This is a genomic window from Pantoea sp. X-Soil-TKNS-1280 (genome assembly GCF_059730475.1).
Genome location: NZ_AP035965.1, coordinates 410113 through 426742 on the forward strand (window position 1 = coordinate 410113; position 16630 = coordinate 426742).

Consider the following 16630-nt stretch of genomic DNA (forward strand, 5'->3'; position numbering starts at 1 on the left):
CGCTTCTCCTTAATATGCGGTCGCGGGCTGCCAGTCAGGAAGGACCGGTAGCGCCTGTAAAAGTTTTTGTGTCCAGGGATGTTGTGGCGCAGCAAACACCTGTTGCAGTTCCCCGCTTTCCACCACCTGACCGTTCTGCATCACCAGCACACGGTCGGCCAGATGCTGGATCACCCCAAGATCGTGAGAAATAAACAACAGCGCCGTGCCGTGTTCGGCCTGCATATCAGCCAGCAGATCCAGCACCTGTGCCTGGACAGAGACATCGAGCGCGCTGACCGGCTCATCCGCCACCAGCAGCGCCGGGTTCGGAGCAAAAGCGCGAGCAATCGCGACACGCTGGCGTTGACCGCCAGAGAGTTGCTGCGGATAACGCTGCAGAAAGCGATCGCCCAGTTGCACTTCGTCCAGCAACTGGCGCACCCGCTGACGGCGCGCATCGCCGTAAATGCCGATGCTGTCGAGGCTTTCGCCGATAATTTTTTCCACCGTGTAACGTGGGTCGAAAGAGCTGAAGGGGTCCTGGGCGATCAATTGCAGGCGTGCGCGCCGGGCGCGACGTGCTTTCTCATTGAGGCCCTGCCAGCGGCTGCCTTCCAGCAGCAGCATGCCGCTGTCAGGTTCGGCCAGGCCCATCACCACTTTCACCAGCGAGGTTTTGCCGGAACCGGACTCCCCCACTACGCCAAGGGTTTCCCCGGCGTGCAGGCTGAAGTTGATGTTATGCAGCACCTGACGCTCACCGTAGGCCTTGTTAAGCCCGATCGCCTCCAGCAGAGGCACCGCAGCGGGTGCCGGGCGCGGCGGCAGCGGTGTCGGTTCGGCAGCGCTGAGGCGTAATCCCCGGGTAGCGGGTGTCGGTACAGCGCGCAGCAGACGCTGTGTCCAGGCATGCCGGGGGCGCTGGAGCAACGTTCCGCTGCTGCCCTGCTCCACCACTTCACCATCACGCATCACCAGCACCCGATCGGCCAGTTCGGCCACCACCGCCAGATCGTGGCTGATTAGCAACAGGCCATGCCCGTCACACTGTCGTTGCGCCAGCAATTGCAGGATTTGCCGCTGCACCGTCATATCCAGCGCCGTGGTGGGTTCATCCGCAATCAGCAACGCCGGGCTGCCCGCCAGGGCGGTGGCAATCAGGGCGCGCTGACGCTGTCCACCGGAAAGCTGATGTGGATAGCGTGCGAGACGGCTTTCTGCATCCGCTATGCCTGCCGCGCGCAGCAGTTCAAGGCTTTTTTCCTGCAGACTGACATCACCACGATAGCCTGAGGCACGCAGTGCGTCCGCCAGTTGCTGACCGATGCGCCGCAACGGGTCGAGTGAAACCAGCGCATCCTGCAGCACGTAACCAATACGGCGTCCACGCAGCACACGCCAATCCTGGTGGTGGGCGTTGCGCATATCACGTCCATCAATGACAAAACGATCCGCACTGACAACCGCATCATCCGGCAGCAATCCCAGCAGGCTGCGGGCAGTGAGGGTCTTGCCTGAACCGGACTCCCCCACCAGCGCCACCGATTCCCCCGGCCAGACCTGCAAATTCAGGTTCTTCACCACCTGCTGGGCACCAAAGCGAATGGAGAGGTTTTCAATATCAATCACCGGTTGCGTCATAGTGTTCGCCCTTCAAAACGCGCCTGCCAGTAGCGTCCCAGGGTATTCACCGCAATCACCGTCAGGGTGATAAATACCCCCGGCCAGACGGCAATCCACCAGGCGTTACGCAGATAGTTACGCCCTTCGGCCAGCATCAATCCCCATTCAGCCGTCGGCGGCTGCGGCCCCATCCCCAGGAAGCTCAGCCCCGCAGTGCCGATAATCGCCGTGCCGAGACCCAGAGTGGCCAGCGCGGGCACCTGCGCCATCGCATGTGGCAGAATATGACGCCCGATCAACGTAAAGCGCGACAGGCCGAAGGTACGGGCCTGTTCCACGTAGCCGGAGGTCATAACACTGTAAGTCTGGGTGCGTACCACGCGGGCAAAACGCGGCACCGAAGCCACGCCGAGAGCGATAATCAGGTTATTGGTACCCGGGCCGGTGAAAGCGATCAGCATCAGCGCCAGCAACAGATCGGGAAAGGCTGAGATAACATCCACCGCGCGACTCAGCAGCTCATCCACCACCCCGCGTGCCAGTGCCGCCGTCAGACCAAGCAAGGTGCCGAAGATCACCGCCACCGCCATCGCCGCGACGCTGATCAACAGCGAGTAACGGCTGCCATAAATCACCCTGGTCAGCAGATCGCGCCCCAGCTGATCGGTGCCAAGCCAGTGTTGTGCCGAAGGCGGCAGCTGCGCGTTAACCGGGTCAGCCAGCAGCGGATCGCTGTGCGTCAGCCACTGCGGAGCCACCACCGCCAGCGCGACCAGCAGCAGAAAGAACAATGCGCTCCACACTGATACGGGCAGAACAAGAGAAAATCGTTGCAGGATGGCTTGCATTATTTGCCCTCCCCACGCAGGCGTGGATCGATCCATAGCGCCAGAATGTCCACCAGCGTGCTCATCACCACGTAAATCAGTGCCGAAAGGACGGCAACCGCCAGCACCACTGGCAGATCTTTCGCCAGCACCGCATCCACCGTCAGCTTACCGAGACCGGGACGACCAAAAACCTGTTCGGTGATCACCGCGCCGCTGAGTAATCCGCCCACCAGCCAGCCGGTTAACGTCACCGCAGGCAGTGCGGCGTGGCGTAACGCATGACACAAACGGATAGTGGTTTCCCCCACACCCCAGGCCCGTAACGTCAGGGTAAAGGGGGACTCCAGTGCACGTTCCAGCTCACGCCGCAGGACCTGCGCAATCACCGCCCCCTGGGCCAGTCCGAGGGACAAAGCTGGCAGTACCAGCGACGAAAGATGACGATCTCCCGCCACCGGAAACCAGCGCAGCGTAAAACTGAAGATGAACAACAGTACAATTCCCATCCAGAACGACGGCGTGGAAGCCAGCAGCAGCTCCAGGCCATTCGCAATCCGGCGGCCCCAGCGGCGATGTGCCGTCGCTACCGCCATCACCACCGCAAACACGGCACTAACCAGTAACGCTGCCAGGGTGAGTTTCAGGGTGGGCCACAGCTGGGTCGCCAGCAGCTGGCTCACCTCGGTGTTGAGAATGTATGAACGTCCGAAGTCACCGTGCAGCACGCGCCACAAATAGTGCAGGTACTGCCACCATAACGGGTGATTCAACCCCCACTCGGCGCGGATGGCCGCCTCAATCGCCGGTGTGCGCTCCTGCTCCCCAATCAGCAGGCTGACGATATCGCCTGGCGCCAGATGCACCCCAAGGAACGCCAGAGTGACGGCTGCCCACAACACCAGTACGCCACCCAGCAGACGTCCGGTGATACGACGCGTCAGTTCGCTACGCCATAGCGATGGCCGGGGCGCTCGCGGGTTACGGGTTACGATGCTCTCCAGACTCATCCTCGCCTCCGAAATTAGTGTGCGCTCAGCCACACGTCATAGACGTTTTCAGGCATTTGCTTGAAGCTGCGGAAACCGACACCGTGTACATAACTTGCCGCTGCAATCTGGTCTTCCGGTTCATACAGCGGCACCGCCAGCGCCTGCTGTGGCAGGGCATACTGCTGTAACTGGCTGTAGAATTTACGGCGCTGATTAAGATCCAGTGTGGCGGCAGCCTGATCGAGCCAGCCGTTTATTTCCGGGCTGTTGACGCGACTGTAGTTGATCGGTCCACCCGCCTTCACCGGGCGATAGTGGTTTTCGATATCGATGCCGTCAGTTTCAGTATTGGAGTTAGCGATCGAGCCGAATTTGCCGGTGTTACGCACATCAACGTAGGTACCGGAATCGACATAACGCAGCTTCAGCTCTACACCGAGACGCTGGCGCGCCTGAGCCTGGATCGCCTGCAGCAACACATCACGCTGGTCACGTACCGTCGCCTGTGCCTGAATCACCTCAATGCTCAGGCGCTGGCCATCTTTGGTACGAAAGCCATCGGTATCTCGCGTCTGCCAGCCCGCCTCATCCAGCAACTTATTGGCGGCAGCCGGGTTGTTGCCATATTTACCTTCCAGATCGTTGTTGTAGAGCGGATCGATCGGTGACGTGATGCCCCAGGCGCGGGTACGCTCGCCGCGATAAACCGATTTGAGGATCGGGTCGATATCCAGCCCCTGCAACAGCGCCTGACGCACTTTGACATCCTGAGTCGGGCCGTATTCCACGTTAAGAAACAACGAATACGGCGTGCCGGTATTAAGCGCATGCTGGTAGGTAAAGTCGCTGCTGTCTTTGAACTCTCCCGCGTCATTACCGGAGATGCCTTCAATCACATCGACCTGCCCTGACAGCAACGCGCCGGTCCGCACTGAAGATTCCGGCAGGAAGCGATAAGTAACGCGATCAAGATAAGCCGGTCCCTGATGATGCGCCGTGGCAGGTGCCCAGTTGTAATGGGGATTTCTCACGAAGGTGACCTGCTGCCCTTTTTCGTAACTTTCGAGAATAAAGGGACCGGTACCGGCAATCTCTTTGCCGCCGGATTTGAGCTGTGATGAGTGCCAGCTGGCCGGAGCGAGGATCTGCAATTTGGCGGCGAAGGCGAGGAACGGGGAATAGCCCTGTTTCAGGGTGATCGCTACCGTATGGTCGTCCGGCGTGGTGATATTCTCAATGCGCGCACCCACCGCACACAGGCTGCTACCAGCACAATAGGCTGCATCCTGCAGATGACGGAAGTTCTCAGCTACCGCATTGGCATCCAGTTTCTCACCGTTGGAGAAAGTGACGTCACGCCGCAGGCTGAAGCGATAGTTTTTTCCGTCCGGGCTGGCTTCATAGCTTTCAGCCAGCCAGGGGACAAAGCTGCCGTCATTACGGCGTGCCAGCAGCGATTCCCAGACGTTGCGCAACACCACTTCCGCTTTCGACTGGCCGTTAAGCTGCGGGTTAAACGGCACGGGTTCGGTTTCGACACCCCAGGTCAGGCTGCCACCGCTGCGCGGTTGTTCAGCAGCAAAAGTATGGAATGCGCTTCCCAGCAGGCAGGTCAGACCCAGCGCGAGAGTCAGTGAATTCGCTTTCATATTATCCTTGGCGGTTGCAGGTGTTATTTTTTAATGGCCTGAATCAGGCAGTACGTACTCTTTTTTCCGGTGAGGTTTGCGCATTGGCCGTAAATTCCTTTTTCAGGAAAACCAATGCTTCCCCTAATTGATTGGTGCGATGATAAAAAGGTTGATAGCCGCGACGCAGATACAGGTCGCTAAGCCAGGGATGTTTGGTCGCAGTAGCCAGATAAACACCCGGTGCTTTTAAGGTGTCTTTCAGCAGGGTTTCTTCTGCCCAGCTGATAATTTCCCGGCCATATCCCTGACCTTTAAAATCCGGGTCAACAGCAAACCAGTGAATAAAAGGTAATGATGAAGGTGCTCTGTCATCCTGCTGCCACGGGAAACGCACCGTTACTGTCGCCACGGCACGTTTCCATTTGCGCAGTACCAGCACGGTTTCCAGCTCAATGGTGCGCCGTACCTGCTCCACCGAGCCGCGCGAGATAGTAAAATGCACATCCAAAGCGACCAGCGCGGCATAGGCGCGCTGGAGTAACGCGAAGATTTCTTCCGCGTCGTCGGACTTTGCTACCTCAATCGACTGACTCATTATTTCCGCTTCCTTGATAAATCACCGGGAAATTATTGAAATCCGCCCATGTAAAGTAAACTGAAAATAATGGCAATCGTTTTGTTAAATACAGGAATTAACCGCCTGATCCGGTCTATTACAAATATAATGCATAAGGTAATGTAGCCGTCGAATAACAGCACGCTGGTAGAAGGTAATTGACTGAGACCATTCATTCAGACTAGAAATAGATGTGTGTTTTTGACCACAGAACAGGAGTCACCTGATGTCTTATCAACAACCTGCTGATGTCATTAAAGAATTTTTCAATCGCCTTGCGTCCGCAGCGGATGTTGCTGCCATCGCAGCACTGGTCAGTGAAGACGTTGACTGGTTCGTGGCGGGCGATGTTGCCACTGTGCCCTGGATTGGGCGTAAACACGGCAAAGCGGGTGCGGCTGAATTTTTCCGCCAGATTCGTGAGCAGATCACTTCTGATCACTTTGAAATCAGTGAGATGCTGGTTCAGGGCAACCGGGTTCTGGTGCCGGGTAAACTGGCTTCCCGGGTGAATAAAACCGGCAAACTGATCGAGACAGAGTTTGTGTTTGATTTTGTGGTAAATGACGGCTTGATCACGCGTTTCCGTTTGTTTGAAGACAGTTTTGCAGTGGCTCAGGCTTGCCGCTAATGTGTAGATTTGCAGCCTGAATCATGATGAGGCAGACATGCTGATAGCGCAGGTTTCGGACATCCACGCTTCTCCTGACAATGACAATCTGTCGCGATTTGATCGCGTGCTGGCATGGCTGGCGCATCTCACCCCGGACATTCTGGTGCTGACCGGTGATCTGATTGATGAACAGTGGCATCAAGGTTATCGGTTGATTGCCGACCGTCTGCACCAGCAGGCGTATCCCTGGTTACTGCTACCCGGCAACGCTGATGATCGCCAGCAGATGCGCGCAGTGTGGGGAGAGCATGGCTGGGCAGCTGATGCATCGGACGATTCCCTGCACTTTACGCATCAGCTCGGTAAGCTTCGCCTCATTGGGCTGGATTCAACGCTGGAAAACCAAACGTCAGGCGATGTATCTGGGCATCTTGGCTGGCTGGAGAAACAATTCCGGGATGCCGGTGATACTCCATCACTGTTATTCCTGCATCATCACGTCTTTGCATCCGGCATTCCCACGCTGGATAAGACGATGTGTCAGGGTTCCGGAGCGCTGGCAGCGCTGGTCAGGCAGGTTCCTCATCACCTGCTGGCGATTTCCAGCGGGCATGTCCACCGCCCCATAGCAGGCATATTTGCGGGAATACCGGCCTATATTTGCGGGTCAGTGTGCCCGGCTAATCCGGTCTGGTTTGGGACAGAAAATATTCCCCCTGCTGACGATCCACCGGCGCTGATGGTCCACCGGTTTACCGGCAATGCCGTTACCAGTTATCACGTTTCGGTTTGAGCGGGACAATATGATCTATCGGGAGCGAAAGAAGGAATATAGCTCGCCTTTACTTTCTACCTGGCCAACGTCCAGCCTTTGCTGAATCAATCAATAACTGAATAGTCAGTAGATCATGTTTTTTACTAAAGTCTTCGGGAAAGTGCGGACAACGTTTGAAGGTAAATAGCCTTCGCCCGTTGTATTCTCCTGCCAAATCAAACACTGCTTTTTCAATATCCTGTGTCACCATATTAGATCATCCTTGTTAACGATTCGGTTATAACGCCCCCCCATTTCATATTCTGGATCACCACTCTGTACCCATCAGGATCTTCGAAGGTCACACCCCTTCTCTCCCAGTAGGGGTTAAAAGATGCCACCCTGACAAATCGCGCGTGGTCCATGTCTGAACAGGCGCTTTCCCATGCCTCCCTTTTCGGGACGTACAAAACCAACAGGTCTTCGGGTGAGGAAGACGGTATCACCGGATGGTGGTGGCACTGGGTGAACTCAAGATGCCAGGGTAAATCCTCCCGACCTAACATGCATCCACTGAATCCATCGTGATCGGTAAACTCGCCTAACTTTGTTAGCCCAAGTCCGTCGCAGTACATTTCACAGCTTCTGTTAAGTACACGCACCGGCCTGGCAATACGCATATGCTGAAAATTCATCGCCACCTCTCTGTGTTTATCCATAGTTAACACAAAAGTTCTTAGCGGTCATTGCAGCCTTCGTCATGCTCATGCCGTTAATAACCTTATGGAATTAGATAATAGAAATAGCACTATTACACTTATATAAAATTTCGCTATTTTGTCGCCTGAATTGCATTTCACTTTTCATTCTTTTCTTTCTATCAGGGACCATCAAAATGACAATCAAACTACACAAAATCGTTCTGCCTTTGCTCATGGCTGTCGCCCCCTTTTTCAGCCACGCGGAAGAATCGACCTGGGACCATATCAAACAAACGGGCGAACTGCGTATCGGCGTCGCACAAGGCGAACCCTGGTACTTCAAAGATCCGGCGACAGGTCAGTGGAATGGTATTGGCTATAACGTTGGCAAAGTGCTGGCGAAAGATTTAGGGGTAAAACTGGTCCCGGTCGAAACCACCTGGGGTAATGCGATTGCGGCGTTGCAGGCAGGCCAGATTGATACCATGCTGGTGCTCGATCCCACCGATGAACGCCGTAAGGCCGCAGACTTCTCCGATCAACCGTTCCTGTGGTATGCCCAGGGGGTGCTGATCCGCGATGGTATTCCTGCGGCAAACTGGGAAGACCTTAATCGTCCTGACATCAAAATAGGCGTCACCCTCGGCAGCAGCCCTGACCTTATCCTGACGAAAAAATTACCGAAGGCGCAGCTGGTCCGCTTCACTAATATGGATGAAGGCGTTGCGGCATTCTATGCGGGCCGTGTCGATGCACTTTCTTACGTCCATCCGGCACTGGCATTGCAACAGGCCAAAGTACACAAGGGCAACCTGATCCTGCCGAAGCCTATCATCGCCATCAGTACCGGTGGTGCAATACGCAAAGAAAGCGACCCGCGTTTCCGTAATTTCCTGAATGAAGAGTTCGTTAAAATTTATAAATCCGGCCAGAGTAAGCAATTCTATGAGGACGCCCTTAAATTGCGTGGCGTCGATGTCAGTAAGGTTCCGTCTGTGATTAAGGAAGAGTGGCAGTAAGACCTTCATTCCAGCATCGGGGCCAGCAGTGCCCCGATATCCTCACATCGTTCCAGATCGAGTAACCGCGCTGCTATCCCTTCTGCTTTCTCTGCGGGCAACCGTGATGACAGGTTGGCGATAAACTTATCCATAATCTTCTGCTCCGAAAGCGGGTTTTCCTGCGAGCCTAAGGGAAAATCGATGGTGTCACCGGTAACAACGGCATCCTCAGTAACCACTTCCACACGGGCTGCCGGGCGACGAAATTCCCGCATCAGTTGATCAAAATGCCCTTCGGACAGCACCTCCACCTTATCCGCAAATGCCAGAAGCCACGCGGAGGTACGCACCTCTTCACTACTCCATTGATGGCGAGGAATATTGAATGCCAGGCAGGCAATGGCTAAAGGCAGGCTGAATTGCGCGTCTGTGCCGCTCTCAGGCCGGGTATCGGTAAAAAAATCGGCCAGCAACTGACTGCCATACACCCGTACCCGCTGGATCTTTTCAGGAGAAGCGATAGCTTTCAGTACGCCTGCAAACGACTCCAGCGCAGTATGCATCCAGCGGCACGTCGGGTAAGCCTTAAAACTGGCATGCGGCAATAGCCAACTGGAGCCGAGGTTATCCGTGAGGATTTCAGGACGGAACGTGTCAGAACCCATCATGCGCCAGAACCCCTGCTCCCCTGCCAGTACATCACGCGGCCCGACAATGCCGGACAGATGCATTTCAACGGCACGCACCCCCGCTTCCGCGGCTGGCGCATTGTAGTCTTTAAAGGAAACCAGTGGACGTTGCTGCCAGTTATATTTGTGCAATGACGGAAGCGGGGTGAGCGAGGCTGCCAGCCCAAGACAGTTTTCCAGAGCTCTCGCATCACAGCCACGCAACAGACCGAATGCGATTGCAGCACCGAGAGATTCATGCTGGCAGACGCCATAGACTTCGCGAAAACGTTCCGGGCTTGGTTGCTGCGAAAGAATCACCCGTCCATTGATTTCCCATGCAGCAACCAGTGCCGTCAGCAAGGCCTTGCCACTGACAGGTTGCGAACCTATCGCCGCCAGTGCCCCGGCGACCAGAGTCGCCCCCGGATGTCCCATCCCCCGCCCTGCGACTTCAAAACCATCATCGTAATCCAGCGCATTGATCGCTACGGCATTAAGGAATGCGGCACCACTGGAAGAGAGTTGAGAGCCACCATCCAGCGTAATACTGCTGCCCGCCGCGTATTGTGACCGTGCCAGTTTAGCGCTCATCTGCAACACCCGGTCGTTACGTGCTGCCACCCCACACCCCAGGCTATCGATAAAATGCAGGATGATTTTCCGTTTCCAGCAGGCAGGGATTGCGTCAGGAGTGAGTTGACAGGCAAATCGGGCCAGTTCGAGTGTCAGAGAGGTGGCGTGGGTCATAGCTATCCTGGTCAAATTTATATATCAAAAAGAGATAATAGCGTCATTTTATATTATTTATTTATCACATTTTCGTACTGATAAGATTATGCCGTTCTAACGTACTGAAATTGGATTGAGTATTTTAGGGGTTGTGTCGTATGTCATATCAGTGGGATTTTGCCGCCATCTGGCCATACCGGATGTTATTACTTGAGGGGCTTTGGGGAACGATTCAGATCGGTGTGACCAGCATCGTTTTTGGCATGCTCGCGGGGATAATACTGGCGATAATGAAAAATTCGCTGCTTCGCCTGGTACGAATCCCGGCCATCATGATCATTGGTTTTTACCGTAATACTCCTGCCATCGTGCATTTTTTCTGGATCTACTACGCGTTACCCGTGGTATCACCTCTCACCCTCTCCCCATTTGCCGCCGCAGTGCTGGCGCTGTCGGCCCAGTCCGCTGCATTTTATGCGGAAGTCTATCGCGGCGGTATCCAGTCAATCAGCAACGGGCAATGGGAAGGTGCCAAAGCGCTGGGCATGCCACGCGCCACAGCGTTACGTCGCATCATCCTGCCGCAGGCATTACGCCGGATGCTCCCGCCGTTCCTTGAACGCTCTTTCGAATTACTGAAATCCACTGCGCTGGCTTCTTCGCTGGCTTACAGCGAACTCTTGTATCAGGCGATGCAGGTCAATAGCCAGACCTATCGTCCGCTGGAAGTGTATACCCTGATTGCCGTGATGTACTTCACCCTGCTGCTGTTCATCAGCCAATGCAGCCAGATGATTGAAAAACGTCTCGCGGTTTCTGATGCGCGCTGATGAGGTAATAAGATGAACTATCAATGGGACTTTTCGTTAATCTTCCAGAACTTCCCGGTGTTACTAAAAGGTTTGGGGGTGACACTGGAACTTTGGCTTCTTGCAGGCATTAGCGGCACCGTTATCGGGCTGCTGCTGGGGATTGCCCGGACCAGTCCACAGCGCTGGGTTACGGCATTGACACGGAGCTTCGTCGAAGTTTTCCGTAATACGCCGGTACTGATCCAGCTGATCTGGTTTTATTACGCCTTCCCGGTACTGGTCGGTATTCAGTTTTCTACTTTCGGCGCAGCGGTTCTGGCTCTGACGTTATATACCGCTGCCTACAGTGCGGAAATTTTTCGTGCGGGGTTGCAGTCCATTGAACGCGGGCAATGGGAGGGCGCAAAAGCGCTTGGCATGTCTCAGGCCAAAGCGCTGAGACGCATCATCCTGCCACAGGTCTTCCGTCGCATGTTACCAGCCCTGACCAACCGCATGATTGAACTGGCGAAGGTAACCTCACTGGCGTCGATTCTGACCGTCAACGAACTGATGTATCAGGGACGGTTGTTAAGCAGCACTTATTACCGTCCAGTGGAAATCTTAACGGTGGTTGCCCTGCTCTACTTTGTCCTGATTTGGCCCGGCAGCTATCTGGCCTCACGCCTTGAACGCCGCTATCGCGCCCTGCCTTAAGGAAAGAAAATTCATGTCCGATCAACAACCCGTGATGCGTATCCGTGGGCTGCAAAAACAGTTCGGCGATCAAGTGGTTCTAAAAGGAATCGATTTAGATGTTTACCCGGGAGAGAGAATCGCCATTATCGGCGGCAGCGGTTCCGGTAAAAGTACCCTCCTGCGTTGTCTCAATTTTATGGAAACTCCCAGCGCTGGCACCATTGAACTTGATGGGAGAGTGCTGGGCAGCACAGGCAAAAACAATCAACGTATTTACAGCGAAAAGCAGCTGTGTGAAGTACGTGAACGCATCGGCATGGTGTTCCAGCAGTTCAACCTTTTCCCACATCTCACCGTGCTGGATAACGTCTGTGAGGCATTGGTATCGGTAAAAAAAATGCGTCGGGAAGAAGCCAAAAACATTGCCCAGCGACAACTGGAGAAGGTCGGCCTGAGTCATAAGCAGCAGGCCTGGCCGGGCAGTCTCTCCGGTGGTCAGCAGCAACGTGTAGCTATCGCGAGAGCGTTAGCCATGGCACCGGAAATCATGCTGTTCGATGAACCCACCTCTTCCCTTGATCCTGAGCTGGTGGGTGAAGTGTTGCATACCATTCGTGAACTGGCGGATGAAGGCCGCACCCTGCTGCTGGTGACACATGAACTTGGCTTCGCGTGGCACTTCGCTGACCGGGTGATCTTTATTGAGAACGGTGTCATTCACGAAATGGGTACGCCGGATGAGGTTCTCAAACATCCGCGTCAGCCACGTACCCGTGAATTTCTCTCCCGCTTTACCGAACGTGCATTTTAATAAAAAGGAATCGACATGAGTGCCAGTCAAAGCAGCCAGGCCTATTTGCAGGATTCAAGGAACGATAATGTTCAGGTTTATGTGAATGGCGAATTTGTCCACCGGGACAACGCTACCGTATCGATTTTTGATTCCGGATATGTCTGTGGTGATGGTGTATGGGAAGGTCTGCGACTGGTAAATGGCAAACTGATTGCCCTGCAGCGCCATCTTGATCGCCTGTTTGCAGGAGCCGCCGCCATCCAGCTCGACATTGGTCACACTCGAGACGAAATCACGGCGATTATGTTCAAAACGCTGGAGGTTAATGGCATGACAGACGGCGCGCATCTGCGTCTGATGATAACCCGAGGCAGAAAACGTACTCCCAATCAGGATCCCCGTTTTATTATTGGCGGGGCCACCGTGGTTTGTGTGGCCGAATATAAAGTCGTGGATTATGAAGCGAAAAAACGAGGCCTGGCGCTGTTCACTTCCAGCTATCGCACCAGCACACCGGATGTTTTCGACCTTCGACTGAATTCTCACAGTCGTCTGAATCTGATTCAGGCGTTACTTCAGGCACTCGATGCAGGCGCTGATGAAGCATTGATGCTTGACCCTCATGGCTTTGTCGCCAGTTGCAATTCCACAAATTTCTTTATTGTCCGCAACGGAGAGCTGTGGACCTCGAACGGCCTGTATTGCTTCAACGGCATCACCCGCCAGACGCTTATTGAACTGGCGCGACAAAATGGGATGACTGTTTATGAAAAACCCTTCACGCTGGCAGAGGCGCTGACCGCGGATGAGGTGTTTGTTACTGGCACACTGGCCGGTATCACTCCGGTAAGGAAACTGGATGGCCGGACGTTTGATGTCAGCCAGAACCCGGTTACTACACAGCTTGCGCAATGGTATCAAAACTATCTCAACAACATCTAAGCACATCCATTCATAGCAGTGTTCCTGCGTTATCCGGCTGGCAATCAGTGGATATACGCAGGGTTGCTGCCTTTTCCGCTTAGAGGGTCTCCAGCCTCCATCCATCTTCAGTGGCTATTAGTCTGTCGGTAAGCCCCAGGCTACTCAGAAACGCGTCATCATGTGATACCACCATCAGAGAGCCGTGATAGCCGCGTATCATGGCTTCTAATGCCCCGACAGAGGGCAAATCGAGATGATTATTAGGCTCATCCAGCAATAACAGCTGCGGTGGGGTTGCTGCATAGATGATGCAGGCCAGAGCCCCCTTGAGACGCTCTCCTCCGCTTAGCAAAGCAGCCGGAGTTACGATCTTTTGTGCATCCAGTCCCAGCTGTGCCAACCGCATGCGCATCACACCTTCACTCATTGCGGGATTGATTGACCGCAGCTGTTCAAACACCGTCTTCTCTGGTGGCAGATTATCTAATCGTTGATCAAGCCACGCGACTGGAACATTCACATTTATTTCCCCTGCCTGAGGTAGCTGCCGCCCCGCAATCATCCGAAGCAAGGTTGATTTACCACAACCGTTGGGTCCGATTACACCTATGCGCTGCTGCCCGCTGATTACCATACTGAGGGTACCTGTCACAGCCCCTGCATAGGGCAAAACTACGTCTTTTAATTCTGCTATTCGACGCTTAATTTCCCGGCTTACAGGTATCTGATGCAGATTGATGTGCGCTGCATCTTCGATTACCCGCTCAGCTTCGCGTATTCGTTGAGTGATGTTTTCCTTGCTGGCAGCCTGATTCCTCTGCAATATTCCTGCTGATTTTTCACTGCGTTCTTTCTGTCGGCCCAACAGAATTCTGGCCTGATTGGCATCCTTTCCCTGCCTGTTACCGCGCGCACTGCGTCGTTCCTGCCGTTCATGCTGCTTCTGTATTTCCTGAGACTGCCGCCGACGTTCATTTCTTAATTCATCCAGGTTTTGCTGGGCGGTTTGCTGTTCGTTTGTTCTTGTCTCCACATAGAATGAGTAATTCCCCCCATAACTTTTTAACGTCTGAGAAGACAATTCAACAATCCGCTGCATAGAATCCAGCAATTGCCGGTCATGACTGACCACAATTACCCCCCGTGACCAGTTCTGCAACTGCTCGATCAATGCCTGTCTGTTGGGTCGATCCAGGTGGTTTGTCGGTTCATCCAGAATCAAAAAGTCGGCATCAGACAACATTGCACCTGCTAAAGCTACACGCATTGATTCGCCACCGCTCAGAATGCTGGCAGGGGTATTAGCCTCAAGATGGTCCAGGTTATGGCACTGCAGCATGATGTTGAGCCTCTGGCGTATATCCCAGTAATTGCCAACAACATCAAAATCCTCTGGTGCGGAATTGCCTGTCTCGATACGTTCCAGCGCATCAATGATGTGTTTTATTCCTGCCAGATCAGCAACAGTGTATCCGTCAGGATAGGCTACCTGTTGGGCAAGGTAGTGAACCGTACCACTATAGTGACAACTGCCATGGGTTGGAGGTAATTTCCCGGCGAGTATTTGTGCCAGAAAAGTTTTTCCCACTCCGTTACGACCAACCAGGCCGGTGGGACGCATATCGAACTGCTCATTCAGGTCAGAGAAAAGTACTCTGCCGTCTGGCAGAACGCAGGATAGGTGCTTAAGTACGAGATTTTTATTCGTCATAGTGTGTTCCAAAGATGCCTGAGCTCCCCCTGTAACCAGGGACTGGTGGAGATTGGCCGTTATAAAACGGCGGCATCAATAGCGCATTGGACGAATACCTCGTGTGCAGGGAAGGGGGGGAAGAACAATCGAAGATGATATTTTCTGAATTTACCCCGGGAATTTCATATTGAAATAATTAAAATAAATACTTATATATCAACAGATTACGTGAGTTTTCTTGCCGGGTTCATTTGAGGATTTTTGTGAAATCCCTTCCTTCATTTCATCACCCTGAGTATTCAATATCCATCCTCAATGACCAAACCTTACTGCCGGATACGCATTGTTCAAAATGACTGGGAGTGCGAGAAATGAATGATTCTGTGTCACCTGGTCACAGCTTACATGCAATTCGACATGCGTTCGCATTTTTTTGCATGTACTTCTCAGTTTCAGGCGGCTTGCTTTTAAATTCTAAAAAACCAGTTTGATACTGATTTTGGATTTTGAAAAGTAATGATCACCAGAAGTGGTATTTATTGAATGATATGTTATACCCTATGAAAATTAATTGATATTATTCAGTATGTTACGCTGAGATGCATGAAATTGTAAACTCGTTGACGTTGCTACAGCAATTCTGGCGAATTGGCAGGGGTATTCTCTGTCAATTTTCACGTAGCGACGGCAACATTTTCGTGTTTTTGCTGTGTAGATACTGAAGCAACGTCAGAAATATTCACAATAGATGATCAGTAAGTGAAATCTGAACATGTATACAAATGATAGAAATGATGTTTTTGGTATGGTCATCTTTTATGAAATTGGAAAATTGCGGTCCAACATTCATAAACTGGCCATCAGCTGATGATTATTGCGATTCCTGTACTTCATAAACACAAAAGGATGAAGTTGAGGGGTTTGCTCATGGTGGGTCTGAGTTAGGTCTTTTATCCGGATTTAAAATGGAGTAGGGAGCTAATCACTGGCATCCATGATTTTTATTCAGTAAAAGGGCGATACTTAATTTTTGATGACATCAAAATTTATCATTACAACAGAATCACTCATAGAAGCCTTCACGAAAATACCTTCTGGAAAGGATCAGGAGTCACATGGGAAGGTGTTTTGAATTGATGAAGACGTGTGATGAATCATTAAATGTGGAAAAAATACTCTATTTTGGGTTATTTGTACTTAAATTTTATGAAGATTTGATGGGTATTTCAATCTGAAATTATTCAAATAAATTGATAATAATCAGTATCTTACAAAACTTAAACCAATGGGAGAGTCGTTATCATCTTCGGGATGCAGAGTCTTATGTAGGTACACCTATATAAAAATGAACCGGATTATGGGTGAAAAACTTGATTCGTGATTTTACTGCTGTTTTTCTGTTTTCCCTGAGTCACAAAAGTGAACGACTCATTTTCTCCTCTGGATAGCCGATATGTACTATGCATACTTCCGCTGCGTTGTTATATCGCGCTCAGAAACTTATCCACGTTATTAACAGGCTGGATCCAATAATTTGATCTTAATACGATCTTATATCGATCCTATAAAAGCCAAAACGATCCCGGATCG

The 16630-nt window shown here is 52.7% G+C and carries 16 protein-coding genes; 7 read left to right on the forward strand and 9 right to left on the reverse strand.

Annotated features, from left to right (window positions below; all coding sequences use genetic code 11):
- Positions 1 to 9: 9 nt before the first annotated feature.
- From AC6I8X_RS27175 to AC6I8X_RS27195, 5 genes are read right to left on the reverse strand one after another with little or no spacing between them, the layout of a single operon-like run.
- Positions 10 to 1623: a dipeptide ABC transporter ATP-binding protein gene (locus AC6I8X_RS27175; protein WP_497841819.1), complete on the reverse strand. Its 1614-nt coding sequence runs from the start codon at positions 1621 to 1623 to the stop codon at positions 10 to 12.
- Positions 1620 to 2453 carry an ABC transporter permease gene (locus AC6I8X_RS27180; protein WP_497841820.1) on the reverse strand — a complete coding sequence of 278 codons (834 nt, stop codon included), beginning with the start codon at positions 2451 to 2453 and terminating at the stop codon, positions 1620 to 1622. Before AC6I8X_RS27180 ends, AC6I8X_RS27175 begins: the two co-directional genes overlap by 4 nt.
- Positions 2453 to 3442, reverse strand: a complete 990-nt coding sequence (locus tag AC6I8X_RS27185; RefSeq protein WP_497841821.1) for an ABC transporter permease — start codon at positions 3440 to 3442, stop codon at positions 2453 to 2455. The genes AC6I8X_RS27180 and AC6I8X_RS27185 overlap by 1 nt, the downstream gene beginning before the upstream one ends.
- A 14-nt stretch (positions 3443 to 3456) precedes the next feature.
- Positions 3457 to 5073, reverse strand: a complete 1617-nt coding sequence (locus tag AC6I8X_RS27190) for an ABC transporter substrate-binding protein (protein ID WP_497841822.1) — start codon at positions 5071 to 5073, stop codon at positions 3457 to 3459.
- A gap of 43 nt (positions 5074 to 5116) precedes the next feature.
- Entirely contained in the window at positions 5117 to 5650 is a 534-nt protein-coding gene (locus AC6I8X_RS27195; protein ID WP_497841823.1) for a GNAT family N-acetyltransferase, read from the reverse strand.
- A 247-nt stretch (positions 5651 to 5897) separates the two neighbouring features.
- On the opposite strand from AC6I8X_RS27195, the gene AC6I8X_RS27200 reads away from it, so the two are divergent.
- Together AC6I8X_RS27200 and AC6I8X_RS27205 are read left to right on the forward strand one after the other, a co-directional pair.
- A complete protein-coding gene (locus AC6I8X_RS27200) occupies positions 5898 to 6302 on the forward strand; it encodes a nuclear transport factor 2 family protein (protein ID WP_313688996.1) in 405 nt (134 codons plus the stop codon).
- 37 nt (positions 6303 to 6339) lie between these two features.
- On the forward strand, positions 6340 to 7077 hold the full coding sequence (locus AC6I8X_RS27205; protein WP_497841824.1) for a metallophosphoesterase: 738 nt from the start codon (positions 6340 to 6342) through the stop codon (positions 7075 to 7077).
- Positions 7078 to 7126: 49 nt separating this feature from the next.
- On the opposite strand, the gene AC6I8X_RS27210 is transcribed toward AC6I8X_RS27205, so the two are convergent.
- Together AC6I8X_RS27210 and AC6I8X_RS27215 are read right to left on the reverse strand one after the other, a co-directional pair.
- The gene (locus AC6I8X_RS27210) at positions 7127 to 7309 is read right to left on the reverse strand and encodes a hypothetical protein (RefSeq protein ID WP_497841825.1); all 183 of its coding nucleotides are present in this window, start codon (positions 7307 to 7309) and stop codon (positions 7127 to 7129) included.
- Between the two features lies 1 nt (position 7310).
- Positions 7311 to 7733, reverse strand: coding sequence for a VOC family protein (locus AC6I8X_RS27215; protein WP_497841969.1), 423 nt, complete (start codon positions 7731 to 7733; stop codon positions 7311 to 7313).
- Positions 7734 to 7933: 200 nt separating this feature from the next.
- Here AC6I8X_RS27215 and AC6I8X_RS27220 point away from each other — a divergent pair, with 200 nt between their 5' ends.
- On the forward strand, positions 7934 to 8758 hold the full coding sequence (locus AC6I8X_RS27220) for a transporter substrate-binding domain-containing protein (protein WP_497841826.1): 825 nt from the start codon (positions 7934 to 7936) through the stop codon (positions 8756 to 8758).
- A 5-nt stretch (positions 8759 to 8763) separates the two neighbouring features.
- On the opposite strand, the gene AC6I8X_RS27225 is transcribed toward AC6I8X_RS27220, so the two are convergent.
- Positions 8764 to 10158 (reverse strand): MmgE/PrpD family protein, encoded by a 1395-nt coding sequence (locus AC6I8X_RS27225; RefSeq protein ID WP_497841827.1) that lies wholly within the window; start codon positions 10156 to 10158, stop codon positions 8764 to 8766.
- A 140-nt stretch (positions 10159 to 10298) separates the two neighbouring features.
- Here AC6I8X_RS27225 and AC6I8X_RS27230 point away from each other — a divergent pair, with 140 nt between their 5' ends.
- The 4 genes from AC6I8X_RS27230 to AC6I8X_RS27245 are packed head-to-tail and all read left to right on the forward strand — an operon-like array spanning position 10299 to position 13365.
- Positions 10299 to 10970: an amino acid ABC transporter permease gene (locus AC6I8X_RS27230; protein WP_497841828.1), complete on the forward strand. Its 672-nt coding sequence runs from the start codon at positions 10299 to 10301 to the stop codon at positions 10968 to 10970.
- A 12-nt stretch (positions 10971 to 10982) separates the two neighbouring features.
- Positions 10983 to 11648: an amino acid ABC transporter permease gene (locus AC6I8X_RS27235; protein WP_497841829.1), complete on the forward strand. Its 666-nt coding sequence runs from the start codon at positions 10983 to 10985 to the stop codon at positions 11646 to 11648.
- A 13-nt stretch (positions 11649 to 11661) separates the two neighbouring features.
- Positions 11662 to 12441 carry an amino acid ABC transporter ATP-binding protein gene (locus AC6I8X_RS27240; protein WP_313683637.1) on the forward strand — a complete coding sequence of 260 codons (780 nt, stop codon included), beginning with the start codon at positions 11662 to 11664 and terminating at the stop codon, positions 12439 to 12441.
- A 15-nt stretch (positions 12442 to 12456) separates the two neighbouring features.
- The gene (locus tag AC6I8X_RS27245; protein ID WP_313683638.1) at positions 12457 to 13365 is read left to right on the forward strand and encodes an aminotransferase class IV; all 909 of its coding nucleotides are present in this window, start codon (positions 12457 to 12459) and stop codon (positions 13363 to 13365) included.
- A 79-nt stretch (positions 13366 to 13444) separates the two neighbouring features.
- On the opposite strand, the gene AC6I8X_RS27250 is transcribed toward AC6I8X_RS27245, so the two are convergent.
- On the reverse strand, positions 13445 to 15058 hold the full coding sequence (locus AC6I8X_RS27250; protein WP_497841830.1) for an ABC-F family ATP-binding cassette domain-containing protein: 1614 nt from the start codon (positions 15056 to 15058) through the stop codon (positions 13445 to 13447).
- Positions 15059 to 16630: the final 1572 nt, after the last annotated feature.